This window comes from Terrabacter terrae, assembly GCF_039529575.1.
Classification (GTDB): domain Bacteria; phylum Actinomycetota; class Actinomycetes; order Actinomycetales; family Dermatophilaceae; genus Terrabacter; species Terrabacter terrae.
In genome coordinates this window covers 519,785-535,774 of the sequence record NZ_BAAANB010000021.1, presented here as the reverse complement: position 1 = coordinate 535,774, position 15,990 = coordinate 519,785, and the positions used below count along the sequence as shown (strand labels likewise).

Genomic DNA, 15,990 nt, shown 5'->3' with positions numbered 1-15,990 from the left:
CAGCACACGCCGGTCCCTCAAGGCTAGGTCGGCATTCGCGACCGGTCTGCAGAAGTCGCCAAATGCGCGGCGTGGCCGACATGGACGGACCCGGTCCTACGGTCCCTCCCCGGCCCGCCCCGGATGCGGCGAGCCCCGCCCCGCCGAGGAGGCGGGACGGGGCTCGTGGTGACCAGGAGCTACGAGGACGGGTCAGACGAGGTCGAACCGGTCGAGCTCCATCACCTTGGTCCACGCGGCGACGAAGTCGCGCACGAACTTCTCACGCGCGTCGTCGCTGGCGTAGACCTCGCTGAGCGCCCGCAGCTGCGAGTTCGAGCCGAAGACGAGGTCGACCGCCGTGGCCGTCCACTTCAGGTCGCCCGACGCGTAGTCGCGGATCTCGTAGACGTTCTCCTCGGACGTGGACACCTTCCACTGCGTGCCGGGAGCCAGCAGGTTGACGAAGAAGTCGTTGGTGAGCACGCCCGGCCGGTCCGTGAGCACGCCGTGGGTGACGCCGCCGTGGTTGTTGCCCAGGGCGCGAAGGCCACCGACCAGGACCGTCATCTCGGGAGCGGTGAGGTTCAGCAGGTAGGCCCGCTCGACGAGCAGGACCTCGGGCTGCTGCTTCTCGCCGGCCCGCAGGTAGTTGCGGAAGCCGTCGGCGCGGGGCTCGAGCACCCGGAAGGAGTCGACGTCGGTCTGCTCCTGCGAAGCGTCGGTGCGCCCCGGGTGGAACGGCACGCTGACCTCGACGCCGGCGTCCTTGGCCGCCTTCTCGACCGCGGCCGAGCCGGCCAGGACGATGAGGTCGGCCAGCGACACCTGCGCGCCGCCCCGGCCGTTGAACTCGGCCTGGATGCCCTCGAGCCTCTCGAGGACCTTGGCCAGCTGCTCGGGCTGGTTGGCAGCCCAGCTGCGCTGCGGCTCGAGGCGGATGCGGGCACCGTTGGCGCCGCCGCGCTTGTCGGTGTGCCGGAAGCTGGCCGCCGAGGACCACGCCGTCGAGACGAGCTCGGACACGGACAGCCCGGAGTCGAGCACCGCGGCCTTGAGGTCCGCGACGTCGGCGTCACCGACGAGCTCTCCCTCGACCGGCGGCACGGGGTCCTGCCACAGCTGGGGCTCGGGCACCCAGGGGCCGAGGTAGCGCGAGACCGGACCCATGTCGCGGTGGAGCAGCTTGTACCAGGCCTTGGCGAAGGCGAGGCGGAACTCGTCGGGGTTCTCGAGGAACCGGCGCGAGACCTTCTCGTACTCCGGGTCGAAGCGCAGTGCGAGGTCGGAGGTCAGCATCGTCGGACGTCGCTTGGGCGAGTCCGCCGACGGGCCGGGGACCAGCGCCTCGGCGTCCTTGGCAACCCACTGGTTCGCCCCCGCCGGGGACTTCTCCAGCTCCCACTCGTAGCCGAACAGGATCTCGAAGAACTCGTTGTCCCAGCGGGTCGGGTGGTAGGTCCAGGTGACCTCGAGACCCGAGGTGATCGCGTCCTTGCCCTTGCCCGTGGCGTACTGGCTCTTCCAGCCGAGGCCCTGCTCCTCGAGCGGGGCGCCCTCGGGCTCGGCGCCGACCAGGTCCGGGTCGCCGGCGCCGTGGGTCTTGCCGAAGGTGTGACCACCGGCGATGAGGGCGACGGTCTCCTCGTCGTTCATCGCCATGCGGGCGAAGGTCTCGCGGATGTCCTTGGCCGAGGCCACCGGGTCGGGGTTGCCGTTGGGACCCTCCGGGTTGACGTAGATCAGGCCCATCTGGACCGCGCCGAGGGCCTCCTCGAGCTGGCGCTCGCCGGAGTAGCGCTCGTCGCCGAGCCAGGTGTCCTCGGGTCCCCAGAAGACCTCCTCCGGCTCCCAGACGTCCTCGCGGCCGAAGCCGAAGCCGAAGGTCTCGAAGCCCATGTCCTCGAGGGCGACGTTGCCGGCCAGGACCAGCAGGTCCGCCCACGAGATCTTCTGGCCGTACTTCTGCTTGACCGGCCAGAGCAGGCGGCGCGCCTTGTCGAGGTTGGCGTTGTCGGGCCAGCTGTTGAGCGGCGCGAACCGCTGGGCGCCGTCACCGGCGCCACCACGCCCGTCGTAGATGCGATACGTGCCGGCCGCGTGCCAGCTCATGCGGATCATCAGGCCGCCGTAGTGGCCGAAGTCCGCCGGCCACCAGTCCTGGGAGGTGTGCAGCACCTCGACGATGTCCCGCTTGATCGCGTCGAGGTCGAGCCCTTCGAACTCCTTGGCGTAGTCGAACCCCGCACCGAGCGGGCTGACCTTCGGCGAGTGCGCGTGCAGAACGGACAGGTCCAGGTGGTTGGGCCACCAGTCCTTGATGCCGTGCGGCCGACCGCCCGTCTTGGGGGTGGGCGACGGGATCGCCGGGTTCTCGCTCTCACTGCCGCTCGCTGCGGCGGAGTCGTGCATGACCGGGCATCCGGCCTCGGCCTTGCGGTCCACTCCCTGCGGGCTCTCTGGCGTGATGCTGTCCTGGCTCTCGGTCATGAGGGCTTCCTTCCGGGCTTCGGTGTCACTTCACTGGTGTGGTCGGTGGAGCATTCGGGGCAGGTGCCCCAGTAGGTGACCTCGGCCTCGTCGATCGAGAAGCCGTGGTCGCCTGGGGCGGCGAGGCACGGGGCGTGGCCCGTCGCGCAGTCCACGTCGGCGACGGCACCGCACGAACGGCATACGACGTGGTGGTGGTTGTCGTCGACCCGCGCCTCGTAGAGGGCGGGACCGCCGGCGGGCTGGATGCGCCGCAGCAGGCCCGCGGCGGTCAGCGCCCGCAGGACGTCGTAGACCGCCTGGTGCGAGACGGTGCCCAGCTCGGCACGCACGCGGTCGATGACCGCTTCGGTGTCGACGTGCGGGCGCTGGTGCACCGCGGCCAGGACGGCCAGTCGTGGGCGCGTCACGCGCAACGAGGCCTCGCGCAACACGGAGCTGAAGTCCGTGGTCATGCGAGCAGGATGTCCCGTGTTCTGGAATGAGTCAAATGAAGGGAGCACGTGCGCGTACCGGGCGCCCGCAGGGCCCCAGGGGTGCCCGCGACGTCGGCGAGGGCAGGGTCAGAGGTCCAGCGCCTGGCCCGGCACGGGGAGCAGGACGTGCGACATCGCCCGTCGGCATCCACCGTCGTCCGGCCGGTTCCGCCTCACGCGGACCCGGGAGCCGCTTCGCTGGCCGCGCTCTCGTGCCAGCGCGCCCCGGTCTCGGCCTGGTACGCGCTGATGGCGGACTCGAGCGTCGGGAAGAAGTGCCGTGGCTCGATCTGGCGGGCGAGCCCGTAGCGGTCCATCTTGCGCCTGACGGGGTCCTTGAGCTCGGCGAACACCAGGTGGGTGCCGGCGCCGTCCAGCTCCTCGTCGAGCTCCTGCAGCACGTCGGAGGCAGTGGTGTCGACGTCGGTGATCGGCTCGGCCGCGACAAGGATCCACCGCGGCCTGGGCTCGGTCCGCGCGAGCGTCCTCACCTCGTCGCGGAAGGTCTTCGCGTTGGCGAAGAACAGCGGCGCGTCGAAGCGGTAGATCACCAGACCGGGGAGGCGCCGCGCGTCGGGGTAGGAGTGCACGTCGTGGTAGCCCTCGAGCCCGTCGACCTTCCCGAGGACGGTCTCGTACGGCAGCCACGCCCGACGGAAGACATTGAGGATCGACAGGCCGATCGCGATGGCGATGCCGGGCAGCACGCCGAGCAGCGCGACGCCGAGGAAGGCCGCGACCGACAGGACGAACTCGATCCGCTGCTGCTTCCACAGCCGCGCGGTGCCGGGGACGTCGGCGAGGGACAGCGACGCGGTGATGACGACGGCGGCGAGCGCCGGCTGCGGGAGGTTCTGCAGCAGTCCCGGGACGAGCACGATCATGACGATGATCAGCCCGGCTCCGACCACCCCGGTCAGCTGGGTCTTGGCGCCGGAGCGCTCGGCGACGGCGGTGCGCGAGCCACTGGTGCTCACCGGGAACCCCTGGAACAGGCCTGCGGCGAGGTTGGCCGCGCCGATGCCGATCATCTCCTGGTTCCCGTGGACCTCCTGGCCGCTCCTCGCGGCGAACGCCGACGACGTGGAGATCGTGTCGGCGAGCGAGATCGTCGCGATGCCGAGGGCGCCGCCGACGAGGAGGGCGATGTCTCCGCGCTGGAGGTCGGGGATCGTGAAGGGGGGGAACCCCTTAGGGAGGACTCCCACCAGGTCGACGCCGCGCGCGGCCAGCCCGAAGAGCGACGTCGCGAGGATGGCCAGCACGACCATCACCATGATGGCGGGCACGCGCGGCACCCAGCGCTGGAGCGCGAGGACCAAAACGATGCCGACCCCGCCGACCGCCACGGCTGCAGGAACCGCCTCGCCCTGTGCGACGCCCTGCACGAAGCCGACGACCTCCCCGACGAGCCCGTCGGCGTCCACCTTGAAGCCGAAGAGCTTCGGCAGCTGGCCGACGAGAATGGTCAGGGCCAGGCCGTTCATGTAGCCGAGCATGGTCGGCTTCGACAGCAGGTCCGCGATGAACCCGAGCTTCGCGACCGCCGCCACGGTCATGATCACGGCCACCAGGATCGCGAGCACCGAGGCCAGTGCCACGGCTCGCTGCGGGTCGCCGCCCGAGCCGACGAGGGGCAGCACCGTCGCGGCGATCATCGGACCGAGCGAGGAGTCGGGCCCCAGCACGAGGATCCGCGACGGCCCGAGCACGGCGTAGCCGAGCAGGCACATGATGGTCGTGTAGAGGCCCGTGATCGGCGGCAGGCCGGCGAGCTCGGCGTACGCCATGCCCTGCGGGACCAGCAGCGTCGTCAGGACCACTCCGGCGACGACGTCCTTGGCGAGCCACTCGCGGCGGTATGCCTTGAGCAGCGCGACCCCGGGAACCCGCTGCACCACCGGCATCACCTCGGCCACATCACGTCGTCACCCGTAACGTCCCGCGCCTGCCGTGCCCCGCGCATCACCCCCGTGGGATGAGCGACGACCGCAGGTGAGCGGGTCCGGTCGCCACGTCGCCACAGGTGCACGACGCCGAGCGGCTGCCCTCCACGCGAGAAGAACTGCTCGTCGACGTCGGTGAGTGGGCCGCACGATGGGTAGGAGAGAGCCAGCCGGCGGCCGCAGCGCGCACCAGGGGTGACCAACCCTTCGAGGTGCACCCGCGCGCCCCGCAGGAGGAAACATGGAAGGCCCAGACGAGAACCACTCGAGCCGCTCGCGGCAGCCCGCCATCGGCGAGCGGATCGAGCCGTACAAGGACGCCTTGGCTTGGCTGCGGACGTCGGTCGGTGGTCCGCCGGGATGGTGGCACGCGGCCTACGCAGCGGTCATGGCCGCGGCCGACGCCGAGCACGCCAACCTGCGAGCCGACCGGGACCGCTGGAGGCGCCTGGCGTTCCACTACGAGATGGCCGCCACCGATGCCGAACGCGACGACGTGGCTGGTCGGCGGCGCGCGCGACGGCCGTCCGGGCACCAGTGACCCGGACGGCCGGGGACTGCGTTCGTCGGTCTAACCGTCAGGTCACTTCAGGACGACCACCTTGTGCATCCCCATGAGGGCGTGCGGCATACCTGTCACGTCGTCGGACACAAAGCACTGCAGGACGTAGGTGCCGGGCGGCATGTCGTAGGTCAGGGTCGCGTGGGTGCCTGCGGACAGGACGTCCAAGCCGAAGGCCGGTCCGTTGAGCGCGAACGGCGGAGGGGTCATCACCCCGGAGTCGTAGTACGCCTGGACCTGCTCGTCGGTGGTGCCCTTCTTCACCGGCGAGAACTGCGCGACGTGGATCGTGTCAGCGACGTTGCGGAAGGTCACGCTTCCCTCTGCCGGCAGATGGCGGGGGCCGACGAAGCGGTCCGCGGAGGTGAGCCAGATGGTCGGCGTGTGCGAGTCCGAGCCGTCCTTCCAGGCCGAGCTGTCCCCCTCGGTGCCGCGCACGACGAACGTCGTCAGCGCAGGGTTCGGTGCTCCGGACGGTCCCATGGGCCCGAAGAAGCTTCCGAGGTCCATCAGGTAGTACGTGCCGGGTCGCAGGTCCACCCGGACCGAGGCCGGGTACCCCTTCTGGACGTCTGCAAGCCCGGTTGCACTGATGTGGCGGTTGAGCCCTCGGGTGCCCTTGGCGGCGGTCGCCGGGGTGGACGAGAACTCATTGGCCAGGTCCGCCTTGAACGTGTTGATCGTGGCCTTTCCCAGAAGGCGGAAGAGGCTGATCTGGCTTCCACCGGGGCCGGTGTTCGACGTGGAGACGTGGAAGCTGATGGGGCCCGCGTCGGCCCGCGAACGGCTCAGTGACACCTGAGAACCGTCGCCGGTGACCCAGACCGTCGTGACGTGGTGGTGATCGCCGACGTGGGCGGAGGCGCTCCCGGCGGCGGCCACGGGAACAGCGGCAGCCAGCGCGAGCGCGGCAAAAGTGGAAACGAGTCTTCTCACGGCTTCCCCCTTTGGGGAGGAGGGGGGCCCCGGCCTACCCGAGGCCACCTATCAGGCTATCCGTCCGCGCCCATCCGCACCCCCGGATCGACGCAACCGCATCCGTCACCCGGACCGCTCAAGCGTGTGCGCCGAGCGCTCAGACGTTGAAGCGGAACTCCACGACGTCGCCGTCGGCCATGACGTAGTCCTTGCCCTCGATGCGCACCTTGCCGGCCGCCTTGGCGGCGTTCATGTTCCCCGCCGCCACGAGGTCGTCGAAGCTGACGACCTCAGCCTTGATGAAGCCGCGCTGGAAGTCGGTGTGGATGACGCCGGCGGCCATCGGGGCGGTCCAGCCCTTGCCGATGGTCCACGCGCGCGACTCCTTGGGCCCGGCCGTCAGGTACGTCTGCAGGCCCAGGGTGTGGAAGCCGGTGCGGGCCAGCTGGTCGAGCCCCGACTCCTCCGCGCCGAAGCTCTGGAGCAGCTCGAGGGCCTCGTCCGGCTCCATCTCCATGAGGTCCATCTCGAGCTTGGCGTTGAGGAACACCGCGTCGGCCGGCGCGGCGAGCTCGCGCAGGGACGCCTGCAGCTCGGTGTCGGCCAGCTGCTCCTCGTCGAGGTTGAAGACGTAGATGAACGGCTTGGTCGTCAGCAGACCCAGCTGCTTCGCCTCGGCGAGATCGACCCCGGCGGCCGGCCCGGCGGCATACAGGGTGTCGCCCGCTTCGAGGACCTTCTGCGCGGCGACCGCGAGGTCGACGGCCGCCTTCTTCTCCTTGTTGACCCGGGCCTCCTTCTCGAGGCGCGGCACGGCCTTCTCGAGGGTCTGCAGGTCGGCGAGGATGAGCTCGGTGTGGATGGTCTCGATGTCGCTGGCCGGGCTGACCTTGCCGTCGACGTGCACGACGTCGCCGTCCTCGAAGGCGCGCACGACCTGGCAGATGGCGTCGGCCTCGCGGATGTTGGCGAGGAACTTGTTGCCGAGCCCCTCCCCCTCGCTGGCGCCGCGCACGATGCCGGCGATGTCGACGAAGCTGACCGTGGCCGGGAGGATCTTCTCCGAGCTGAAGATCCCGGCGAGGACCTTGAGGCGCGGGTCGGGCAGCGGCACGACTCCGACGTTCGGCTCGATCGTCGCGAACGGGTAGTTCGCGGCGAGCACGTTGTTCTTCGTCAACGCGTTGAAGAGCGTCGACTTGCCGACGTTGGGGAGACCGACGATTCCGATGGTGAGTGCCACGAGGACAAGAGTCTAGTGACGTTCGCGCGAGGTCCGACCACGAGGGCGTATGCCGTCACGCCGGCGTCACGTCAGAGTCCACTCCCAGCCACCCGTTCAGGGCGCCGTAGTCGCACTCGCGCAGGCGGGCGTCGACGTGCAGCGGCACGCCGCTGCCGGCATACGCCAGCTCGGCGGTCTCGACAGCGCGGGCGAGATCGGAGGAGTAGACGGCCGCGAACCCGGCGGCCGGGCGTCGCCGGCCCAGCTCGCGCGCGAGGCGCCGCCCCTGCTGGGAGAGGCGTCCCGGCAGCCAGCCGGTCGCGATGCCGGCCTCGTTGTCCTCGGTGACCGAGTGCGTCTCGTAGACCAGCTGGACACTCATCGGCGCCGTGGCCTCAGCGCGGCGTGCGCACGCCGCAGAGCTGGCGCGACTGGGCCACGAGGTTGCCGGCGGAGTCCCAGATCATCGCGTCCTCCTCCATCATGCCGCCGCCGAGGGTGTCGCTGCCGAGGGTCACCTGGAGCCATCCCGGCTCGGGTCGGCGGCGCACGTGGCCGGTGAACTCGAGCGTGGGCGTCCACCCGAAGAGCCCGAGGTCGAAGGCGACCGGTGGCAAGGCGTCGAGCGCCAGCATGAGCAGCGTCGTGTCGGGCTCGCGTCCGTCGCGAAGGCGCAGCCACCCGCGCATCACGCCGCGCATCGACGGCTTGCCGAGCGCCCAGCCGGCGGTGTCGGGGTCGAGCCGCAGGTCGAGGCGGTCGAGGAACTTGGCGTTGGAGAGGAAGCCGGGTGGCGCCTGGTCGGCGGAGAGGCACTGGTCCGGCGGCGGCATCTCGGCCGGGGCCGCCTGGCGCTGCACCTCGAGGTCGGTGAGGTTGCCGAACGAGCCGATCGCGCGCATGCGCTCGACCGGACGACCGTCGTCGCCGGCCTGGTGAATCGTCATCTGGCCCGTGGAGAGCGTGCGCCCGCAGCGCATGACCTCGGTGGTGACGGTGAAGGGGCCGGGCTGCGACGCGGTCATGAAGTAGGCCGAGAGCACCACCGGGTCGACGTGCTCCGTCGTCTCGCCCGGGTCTGCCGCGAGGTGCTCACCGAGCGCGCGGAGCGCCGTGGTCATGACGAGGCCGCCGTTGACGGCGTTGCCGATCATCCAGTCCTCGGAGAAGGTGCCGTGCCGCTGGGTGGGGTCGTCGCCCGTCTCGAGCCGGGTCGCGTCGTCGTACTCGCTCACGGACAAGGTGTAACAGACGTGTCGCTCCACCCGCTGTCGGCGCTCTCTGGGACGGTGCTCGCATGGACCTCACCGCTCTGCTCGTCGGGCTCGTCATCGGGGCAGTCCTCGGCGCACTGCTCGCCTGGCTCTCCGCCCGTTCAACGCTGCTGGCGCGCTCGGCCGGGGCCGAGGCTGAGCGTGACGTGCTTCGCGAGCGGGTGGCCGACCTCGAGACCGCTCGGGAGGTCGACGACGCCACCGCCGCCCTGCTCGCTCCCCTGCGCGACACCATCGGGCGGGTGGAGCGACAGGTCGGCGCCCTGGAGCGCGACCGTTCCCTCCAGTTCGGCCAGCTCGGCGAGCGCCTGACCGAGGTGAGCCGTTCCACCGAGTCACTGCGGTCCGAGACCGCCACGCTGGCCAGTGCCCTCAACGCCTCGACCGTCCGCGGCGCCTGGGGTGAGGTCCAGCTGCGCCGGGTGCTCGAGCTCGCGGGGCTGCTCGCGCGCTGCGACTTCGACGAGCAGGTCACCCGGGTGAGCCGTCACGGCGCGACGGTGCGCCCCGACGCGGTGGTCAACCTGCCCGGCTCCCGTCACGTGGTGGTCGACTCGAAGGCCCCGATGTCGCACTTCCTCCAGGCGCACGGCGACACCGTCTCGGAGGCCGAGCGCGCCGAGCTGCTGGCTGCCCACGCGACAGCTCTGCGCCGGCACGTCGAGGGCCTAGCCGCCAAGGCGTACTGGACCGCGTTCACCCGCTCCCCCGAGGTCGTCATCTGCTTCGTCCCGGGCGAGGCCATCCTCGCGACGGCGCTCTCCGACGACCCGGGGCTCTACGAGCACGCATTGTCGCGCAAGGTCGTCCTCGCCTCGCCCGGCACCCTCTTCGCGGTGCTGCGCACCATCGGCGCCATCTGGCAGCAGGACGCCCTCGAGCAGAACGCGCGCGAGCTGCTCGCCATCGGCCAGGAGCTCTACTCGCGCCTCACCACCCTGGGCGGGCACGTGACGACGATGGGCCAGTCCCTGTCGCGCTCGGTCGAGCAGTACAACAAGTTCGTCGGCACGCTCGAGTCGCGGGTGCTCGTCACGGCCCGGCGCATGCACGAGCTGCACCTCGCGAGCGAACAGCCGCCGGCGCTCGTGCCGCTCGAGGTCGCGCCGCGTTCGGTGAGCGCGGCCGAGCTGACCGACGACCTCGGCCGGGAGGCGCGCGACGATGCCTACCTCGAGCGGGAGGCGACCCACCGACTGCCCCCCGGAGGAGAGGCCTCCGCCTGACCGACGAAGGCCCATCCGTACCAGATCCGAGCAGGCGACGGCTGACCGAAACTGCGCCACGGCGCGGTTGCCCCCCGTGCGACCCCGATCCCGGCCGAAGGTGCGCCACGGCGCAGACTCATGCCCAGCCCGGCCCCAATCCCGGTCAGAACTGCGCCACGGCGCAGTTGGCGAGCAGCTGGGGAACTGGCGAGGTCAGTGGAGCGAGCCAGAGTCCTCGAAGGCGGCGTCGTGCCGGACCGTACCGGCGTCCGCCCCGTCGCGCGCCTTGAGGTCGCGACGCAGCTCCCGCGGCAGCGAGAAGAGCAGCGACTCCTCCGCGGCGACCACCGGCTCGACGTGGCCGTAGCCTCGCTCGGCGAGCCATGACAGGACGTCGCGGACGAGCACCTCGGGGACGCTCGCGCCGGAGGTGACCCCGACCGTGGAGACGCCCTCGAGCCACTCGGGCTGGATCTCGTCGGCGAAGTCGACGAGGTGCCCGTCGCGAGCACCGTGCTCGAGAGCCACCTCGACCAGGCGCACCGAGTTCGAGGAGTTGCGCGAACCGACCACGATCATCAGGTCGGTGTCCTTCGCCATCTCCTTGACCGCCAGCTGGCGGTTCTGCGTGGCGTAGCAGATGTCGTCGGACGGGGGGCTCTGCAGCGCGGGGAACTTCTCCTTCAGACGCGCCACCGTCTCCATCGTCTCGTCGACCGACAGCGTGGTCTGCGACAGCCAGACGACCTTCTCCGGGTCGCGGACCGTGACGTTCGCGACGTCGTCGGGCCCGTCCACCAGGGTGATGTGCTCGGGTGCCTCGCCGGAGGTGCCGATGACCTCCTCGTGGCCCTCGTGGCCGATGAGCAGGATGTCGAAGTCGTCGTCGGCGAAGCGCACGGCCTCGCGGTGCACCTTGGTGACGAGCGGGCACGTGGCGTCGATCGTCTTGAGGCTGCGAGCCCGCGCCTCGTCGTGCACGACCGGGGCGACCCCGTGGGCGGAGAAGATGACGGTGGCGCCCTCCGGGACCTCGTCGGTCTCGTCGACGAAGATGGCGCCGCGCTTCTCCAGCGTCGTCACGACGTGCTTGTTGTGCACGATCTGCTTGCGGACGTAGACGGGGGGCCCGTAGAGCTCGAGGGCCTTCTCGACGGTCACGACCGCCCGGTCCACACCGGCGCAGTAGCCGCGTGGCGCCGCGAGGAGGACCTTCTTGGCGGACGTCTGCTCGGCGGGATGGCTCATGCGCCCATCGTACGGGGACCAGCGCCAGGCGCCCGATTCGCCGCCGGCCCGGGCGCCCCTCGGCCGCTGCTCGGCGGCGCGTCGCCACGGCATCGGCGACCGTAGGCGCCGCCCCGTAGTGTGACGCGGGTGAGCATGACGAGCCCGCTGCCCGACAAGGCCGCCGACACCTCGGCCGAGCAGCCGTGGCCGGTACGCGTGCTCAGCCTCAAGATCTCCGACTACGTCGACCGGATGAGCCAGCTGTGGGTCGAGGGCCAGGTCGTGCAGTTCAACCCGCGCGGGGGCACGGCGTTCCTCACGCTCCGCGACCCGGACGTCGACATGTCACTCTCGGTGTCCGTCCCCATGAACGCGGTCAACGCGATGCCGATCCCGCTGGCCCAGGGCGCACGGGTGGTGCTGCAGGCCAAGCCGACCTTCTGGACGAAGCGCGGGACCCTCCAGCTGGAGGCCCGCCAGATCCGCCCGGTCGGCATCGGCGACCTGCTCGCCCGCGTCGAGATCCTCAAGCGGACGCTCGCGGCTGAGGGCGTCTTCGACGCTGGGCGCAAGCGGCCGATCCCCTTCCTCCCGCACCTCGTCGGCCTCATCACGGGGCGCAACTCGGCCGCCGAGAAGGACGTCGTCGAGAACGCCCGCCGCCGCTGGCCGGCGGTGGCCTTCGAGATCCGCGAGGTGGCGGTCCAGGGCGCGTCGGCCGTCACCGAGGTCGTCGAGGCGCTGCGCGAGCTCGACGCGATCCCGGCCGTCGACGTCATCGTCATCGCACGCGGAGGCGGCGCGCTGGAGGAGCTGCTGCCCTTCTCCAACGAGGCGATGATCCGCGCGGTCGCGCAGGCCCGCACGCCCGTCATCAGCGCCATCGGCCACGACGTCGACCAGCCGCTGCTCGACCTCGTCGCCGACTGGCGCGCCTCCACCCCCACCGACGCGGGCAAGAAGGTCGTGCCCGATGCCGCGCACGAGCGCGCCCTCGTCGACACCGCCCGCGACCGCATACGCCGCGCGCTCGCCCGTCGTGTCGACGCCGAGCGGTCCGGCCTGCGCTCGCTGGTGTCGCGGCCCGTGATGGCCGACCCCGTCGCGCTCGTGCGCGCTCGTCGGCAGGAGGTCGCCGCCCTGCGCGTCCGCGCGACGACCCGCATGGAGGCTCGCCTGCACCGCGCCGGCGACCAGGTCGAGCACCTGCGCCGCCAGGTCGTGGCCCTCTCCCCGCAGTCGACGCTCGAGCGCGGGTATGCCGTCGTGCAGCACCGCGACGGACGCATCGTCATGGACCAGGACGACGTGGGCGTCGGCGAGCTCTTGCGCGTCCGCGTGGCCCGCGGCGACTTCGGGGTGCGACCGGTGAGCGCCGGCGTCGACGACGCGCCCGCCAAGGCCTCGAGGCCGAGGAAGGCGCGCGCGGCCGGAGGCTCCACGGCTGAGGGCGCTGACGGGGCGGGGTCGTAGGGTGTCGCACATGGCTGACGTGACGACGACCGACGGCTTCCCCGACATCGCCGGGATGCGCTACGAGGACGCTCGCGAGGAGCTCATCGGGATCGTGGCCAAGCTCGAGGCCGGGCAGGCGCCCCTCGAGGACTCCATGCAGCTCTGGCGCCGGGGCGAGGCCCTGGCCGCGCACTGCGCGACCTGGCTCGACGGCGCCCAGGCCGAGATCGAGCGGGCCACCCGCCCCGCTGCGGGCGGGAGCGAGCTGCACGCCGACGACGAGATCTTCGACGAGGACGACTCCTGAGCCGGCCCACACGTATCCGCCGCTGACGGCCGACGCGCTGCCGGCCGGGGCCGCGGCCGCTGTCGCGTCCCCGAGGGAACCGGCCGTCAGGGCGTGGTCGACGGCGCCGGCTTCACACCGGCTGCCGGTTTGACCGGGGCGAGCGCGGCCACGAAGGCCTTGAGCTCGTCCTCGGGCGCCGTCCCGCTCGCCACCACCGTGACCCCCTTGGCCCCGGTGCCCTTGGCGACGTAGGCGATCTGGTTCACCGAACTGGCCGCGTACTTCTCGAAGCCACGACCCGACACGGTGACGGTCCCGGTGGCCTGTCCGTCGTTGACCGAGCGGCTCACCCAGCCCTGGGTCGCGCCTGCCGCCTGCTTGAGCGCGATGTCGGCGCCGGTCGGCGTGGTCCACACCGTGGTGAAGGTCGGCACCTGGTCGGTGCCCGGCGCATAGGTCGCGACGGTCGGCACCCAGCCCTTCCCGAGCCCCTGTGGCATCAGCACCGACCACGACGTCTGCGCCGCCACCTGGGCCGCCTTGCCGGACGCGTCGACGGCCGGGCGCTGCACCTGCGTGATCCTCGGGACGATCGCCACGAGGGCGAGCACGAACAGGGCGATGACGACCATCGAGCGGATCATGTTGGGGAACGTGCCGAGCGAGTAGCGGCTCGGCGGTGCTGCCGGCGACGGCTGCTCCGGCTGCCCTCCGGTGCCCGGGACGCCTGCGGCGGGACGGGCGGTCTCAGGCGATGGTGTCGACGACGTCGACGGGGTGCTCATGCCTCTCATCGTCCCCGACTCGACGACGCGGTCCAAACCGGGGCCTGCCCACCGATAGGCTGGCGCCGACTCGTTCTGCGCCGACGGAGGACCACCTGATGAAGCACAGCCAGCCGGATCGCAACCTCGCTCTCGAGCTGGTCAGGGTGACCGAGGCTGCAGCCATGGCTGGCGGCCGCTGGGTCGGGCGCGGCGAGAAGAACAAGGCCGACGGGGCCGCCGTCGAGGCCATGCGCGCGATGATCTCCACCGTCAGCATGCGCGGCGTCGTCGTCATCGGCGAGGGCGAGAAGGACAACGCGCCGATGCTCTTCAACGGCGAGCAGGTCGGCGACGGGACCGGACCCGAGGTCGACGTCGCCGTCGACCCGATCGACGGCACGACCCTGACGGCGAAGGGCATGAACAACGCCGTCGCGGTGATGGCCGTGGCCAACCGGGGCGCGATGTACGACCCCTCCGCCGTCTTTTACATGGACAAGATCGCGACCGGCCCGGAGGCTGCCGACGTCGTCGACATCCGCCTTCCCGTCGCCGAGAACATCCGCCGCATCGCCAAGGCGAAGAAGGAGACGCCCGCCGACGTGACCGTGGTGATGCTCGACCGTCCGCGCCACCAGGGGCTCGCCGAGGAGATCCGTGCCACCGGCGCGCGGATCCGCTACATCGTCGACGGCGACGTCGCAGGCGCCGTCATGGCCGCCCGCCCGGGCACCGGCGTCGACCTGCTCCTCGGAGTCGGCGGCACCCCCGAGGGCATCATCGCGGCGTGCGCGATCAAGTGCATCGGCGGCGTCATCCAGGGCCGGCTGTGGCCCCGCGACGACGACGAGCGCCAGAAAGCCATCGACGCCGGCCACGACCTCGACCGGGTCCTCGCCACCGACGACCTCGTGACCGGCGAGTGCTTCTTCGTCGCGACCGGCATCACCGACGGCGAGCTGCTCCGCGGCGTCCGCTACGGCGCGAAGTCGGCACGCACCAACTCCCTCGTCATGCGCTCGCGCAGCGGCACCATCCGCACCATCGACAGCGAGCACCGGTTCGACCGACCCGGCTGGTTCGGCAGCACCGACATGATCGACGTCTGAGGAGGCGCGCTGTGACGGACACCGCCGCCAACGTGCGCACCCTCGTCGTCGGCGAGGCGCTCGTCGACGCGGTCACCACCCCGGGCGGGAGCACCGTCGAGCACGTGGGCGGCAGCCCCGCCAACGTCGCCTTCGGCATCGCCGCGCTCGAGCACCCCGTCGACCTCGCCACGTGGATCGCCACCGACGAGCGCGGCCGCCGGATCGAGGAGGTATGCCGTCAGCGCGGCGTCACCCTGACCCCCGGTTCGCAGGGCGCAGCCTTCACGTCGGTCGCCCACGCGACGCTGGGCGCCGACGGCGCCGCGACGTACGTCTTCGACCTCGAGTGGCAGGTGGCGCCGGTCCCCGGCCTCACGGCATACGGCCACGTGCACACCGGAAGCATCGGCGCCGTGCTCGAGCCGGGCGGCGCCCAGGTGCGCGAGATCCTGACCGAGGCGCGCAGGGTCGGTGAAACCGTCTCGTACGACCCGAACGCCCGGCCCTCCCTCATGGGTCGCCCCGAGCAGGCCCGCCGGTCGATCGAGAGCGGGATCGCCCTCTCCGACGTCGTCAAGGTCAGTGACGAGGACATCGCCTGGCTGTGCCCCGGCGAGTCGCTCGACGACGTCGTCCGCGCGTGGGGCGAGCTCGGCCCGGCGGTCGTCATGGTGACCCGTGGCGGTGAGGGCGTCGTCGTCCGCGCCACGGGCACCGGCGAGCAGCGGGCCCTGCCGGCACCAGCGGTGCAGGTGGTCGACACCGTCGGAGCCGGGGACTCCTTCATGGCCGGCCTGGTGTCGGGGCTCCTCGACGCCGGGCTGCTGGGCGGACCGGAGGCACGAGGCCGCCTGAGCCGGGCGACGCTCGCCGCCGTCCTGCCGGCCGTGGACCGCGCGCTGCGCACCGCCGCCCTCACGGTCCAGCGCGCCGGGGCGCACGCCCCGACGCGGAACGACCTGGGCGAAGGACACGTCGGGCATTCGACAAGCACTCGATGACTCGGGCACGATGCTGGACGGCCTGCCGGTGAGATCGGCCGCAGGTCCGGCTGACGCCCCGGTGTCGGGGCGCCCTCCT

The 15,990-nt window shown here is 71.5% G+C and carries 15 protein-coding genes; 6 read left to right on the top strand and 9 right to left on the bottom strand.

Annotated elements, in window-relative coordinates; genetic code table 11:
- Positions 1-192: 192 nt before the first annotated feature.
- The 3 genes from katG to ABD194_RS12620 form a co-directional block, all read right to left on the bottom strand.
- Positions 193-2,469 (bottom strand): catalase/peroxidase HPI, encoded by a 2,277-nt coding sequence (katG, locus tag ABD194_RS12630; protein WP_343991818.1) that lies wholly within the window; start codon positions 2,467-2,469, stop codon positions 193-195.
- Positions 2,466-2,924 (bottom strand): Fur family transcriptional regulator, encoded by a 459-nt coding sequence (locus tag ABD194_RS12625; RefSeq protein WP_343991816.1) that lies wholly within the window; start codon positions 2,922-2,924, stop codon positions 2,466-2,468. Before ABD194_RS12625 ends, katG begins: the two co-directional genes overlap by 4 nt.
- Before the next feature lie 194 nt (positions 2,925-3,118).
- Positions 3,119-4,846, bottom strand: a complete 1,728-nt coding sequence (locus ABD194_RS12620) for a SulP family inorganic anion transporter (protein ID WP_343991814.1) — start codon at positions 4,844-4,846, stop codon at positions 3,119-3,121.
- Between the two features lie 286 nt (positions 4,847-5,132).
- On the opposite strand from ABD194_RS12620, the gene ABD194_RS12615 reads away from it, so the two are divergent.
- A complete protein-coding gene (locus tag ABD194_RS12615; protein ID WP_343991812.1) occupies positions 5,133-5,432 on the top strand; it encodes a hypothetical protein in 300 nt (99 codons plus the stop codon).
- A 42-nt stretch (positions 5,433-5,474) separates the two neighbouring features.
- Here the strand turns inward: ABD194_RS12615 and ABD194_RS12610 are convergent, their stop codons facing one another.
- From ABD194_RS12610 to ABD194_RS12595, 4 genes are all read right to left on the bottom strand, one after another.
- On the bottom strand, positions 5,475-6,389 hold the full coding sequence (locus ABD194_RS12610; protein WP_343991809.1) for a hypothetical protein: 915 nt from the start codon (positions 6,387-6,389) through the stop codon (positions 5,475-5,477).
- 139 nt (positions 6,390-6,528) lie between these two features.
- On the bottom strand, positions 6,529-7,614 hold the full coding sequence (ychF, locus tag ABD194_RS12605) for a redox-regulated ATPase YchF (RefSeq protein WP_343991807.1): 1,086 nt from the start codon (positions 7,612-7,614) through the stop codon (positions 6,529-6,531).
- Between the two features lie 55 nt (positions 7,615-7,669).
- Positions 7,670-7,978, bottom strand: coding sequence for a histidine phosphatase family protein (locus tag ABD194_RS12600; protein WP_343991805.1), 309 nt, complete (start codon positions 7,976-7,978; stop codon positions 7,670-7,672).
- 13 nt (positions 7,979-7,991) lie between these two features.
- Positions 7,992-8,831 (bottom strand): thioesterase family protein, encoded by an 840-nt coding sequence (locus ABD194_RS12595; RefSeq protein ID WP_343991802.1) that lies wholly within the window; start codon positions 8,829-8,831, stop codon positions 7,992-7,994.
- A gap of 62 nt (positions 8,832-8,893) precedes the next feature.
- On the opposite strand from ABD194_RS12595, the gene ABD194_RS12590 reads away from it, so the two are divergent.
- Positions 8,894-10,096: a DNA recombination protein RmuC gene (locus ABD194_RS12590; RefSeq protein ID WP_343991799.1), complete on the top strand. Its 1,203-nt coding sequence runs from the start codon at positions 8,894-8,896 to the stop codon at positions 10,094-10,096.
- Between the two features lie 195 nt (positions 10,097-10,291).
- Here the strand turns inward: ABD194_RS12590 and ABD194_RS12585 are convergent, their stop codons facing one another.
- Entirely contained in the window at positions 10,292-11,326 is a 1,035-nt protein-coding gene (locus tag ABD194_RS12585; RefSeq protein ID WP_343991797.1) for a 4-hydroxy-3-methylbut-2-enyl diphosphate reductase, read from the bottom strand.
- Between the two features lie 135 nt (positions 11,327-11,461).
- Here ABD194_RS12585 and xseA point away from each other — a divergent pair, with 135 nt between their 5' ends.
- Positions 11,462-12,781 (top strand): exodeoxyribonuclease VII large subunit, encoded by a 1,320-nt coding sequence (gene xseA / locus ABD194_RS12580; RefSeq protein ID WP_343994135.1) that lies wholly within the window; start codon positions 11,462-11,464, stop codon positions 12,779-12,781.
- A gap of 10 nt (positions 12,782-12,791) precedes the next feature.
- Positions 12,792-13,070: an exodeoxyribonuclease VII small subunit gene (locus ABD194_RS12575; protein WP_343991795.1), complete on the top strand. Its 279-nt coding sequence runs from the start codon at positions 12,792-12,794 to the stop codon at positions 13,068-13,070.
- A gap of 86 nt (positions 13,071-13,156) precedes the next feature.
- Here ABD194_RS12575 and ABD194_RS12570 read toward each other — a convergent pair whose 3' ends face one another.
- Positions 13,157-13,837, bottom strand: coding sequence for a DUF4245 domain-containing protein (locus tag ABD194_RS12570; RefSeq protein WP_343991793.1), 681 nt, complete (start codon positions 13,835-13,837; stop codon positions 13,157-13,159).
- 98 nt (positions 13,838-13,935) lie between these two features.
- On the opposite strand from ABD194_RS12570, the gene glpX reads away from it, so the two are divergent.
- Both glpX and ABD194_RS12560 read left to right on the top strand, forming a co-directional pair.
- The gene (gene glpX, locus ABD194_RS12565) at positions 13,936-14,928 is read left to right on the top strand and encodes a class II fructose-bisphosphatase (protein ID WP_343991791.1); all 993 of its coding nucleotides are present in this window, start codon (positions 13,936-13,938) and stop codon (positions 14,926-14,928) included.
- A gap of 11 nt (positions 14,929-14,939) precedes the next feature.
- Positions 14,940-15,911, top strand: a complete 972-nt coding sequence (locus ABD194_RS12560; protein WP_343991789.1) for a carbohydrate kinase family protein — start codon at positions 14,940-14,942, stop codon at positions 15,909-15,911.
- Positions 15,912-15,990 lie beyond the last annotated feature (79 nt).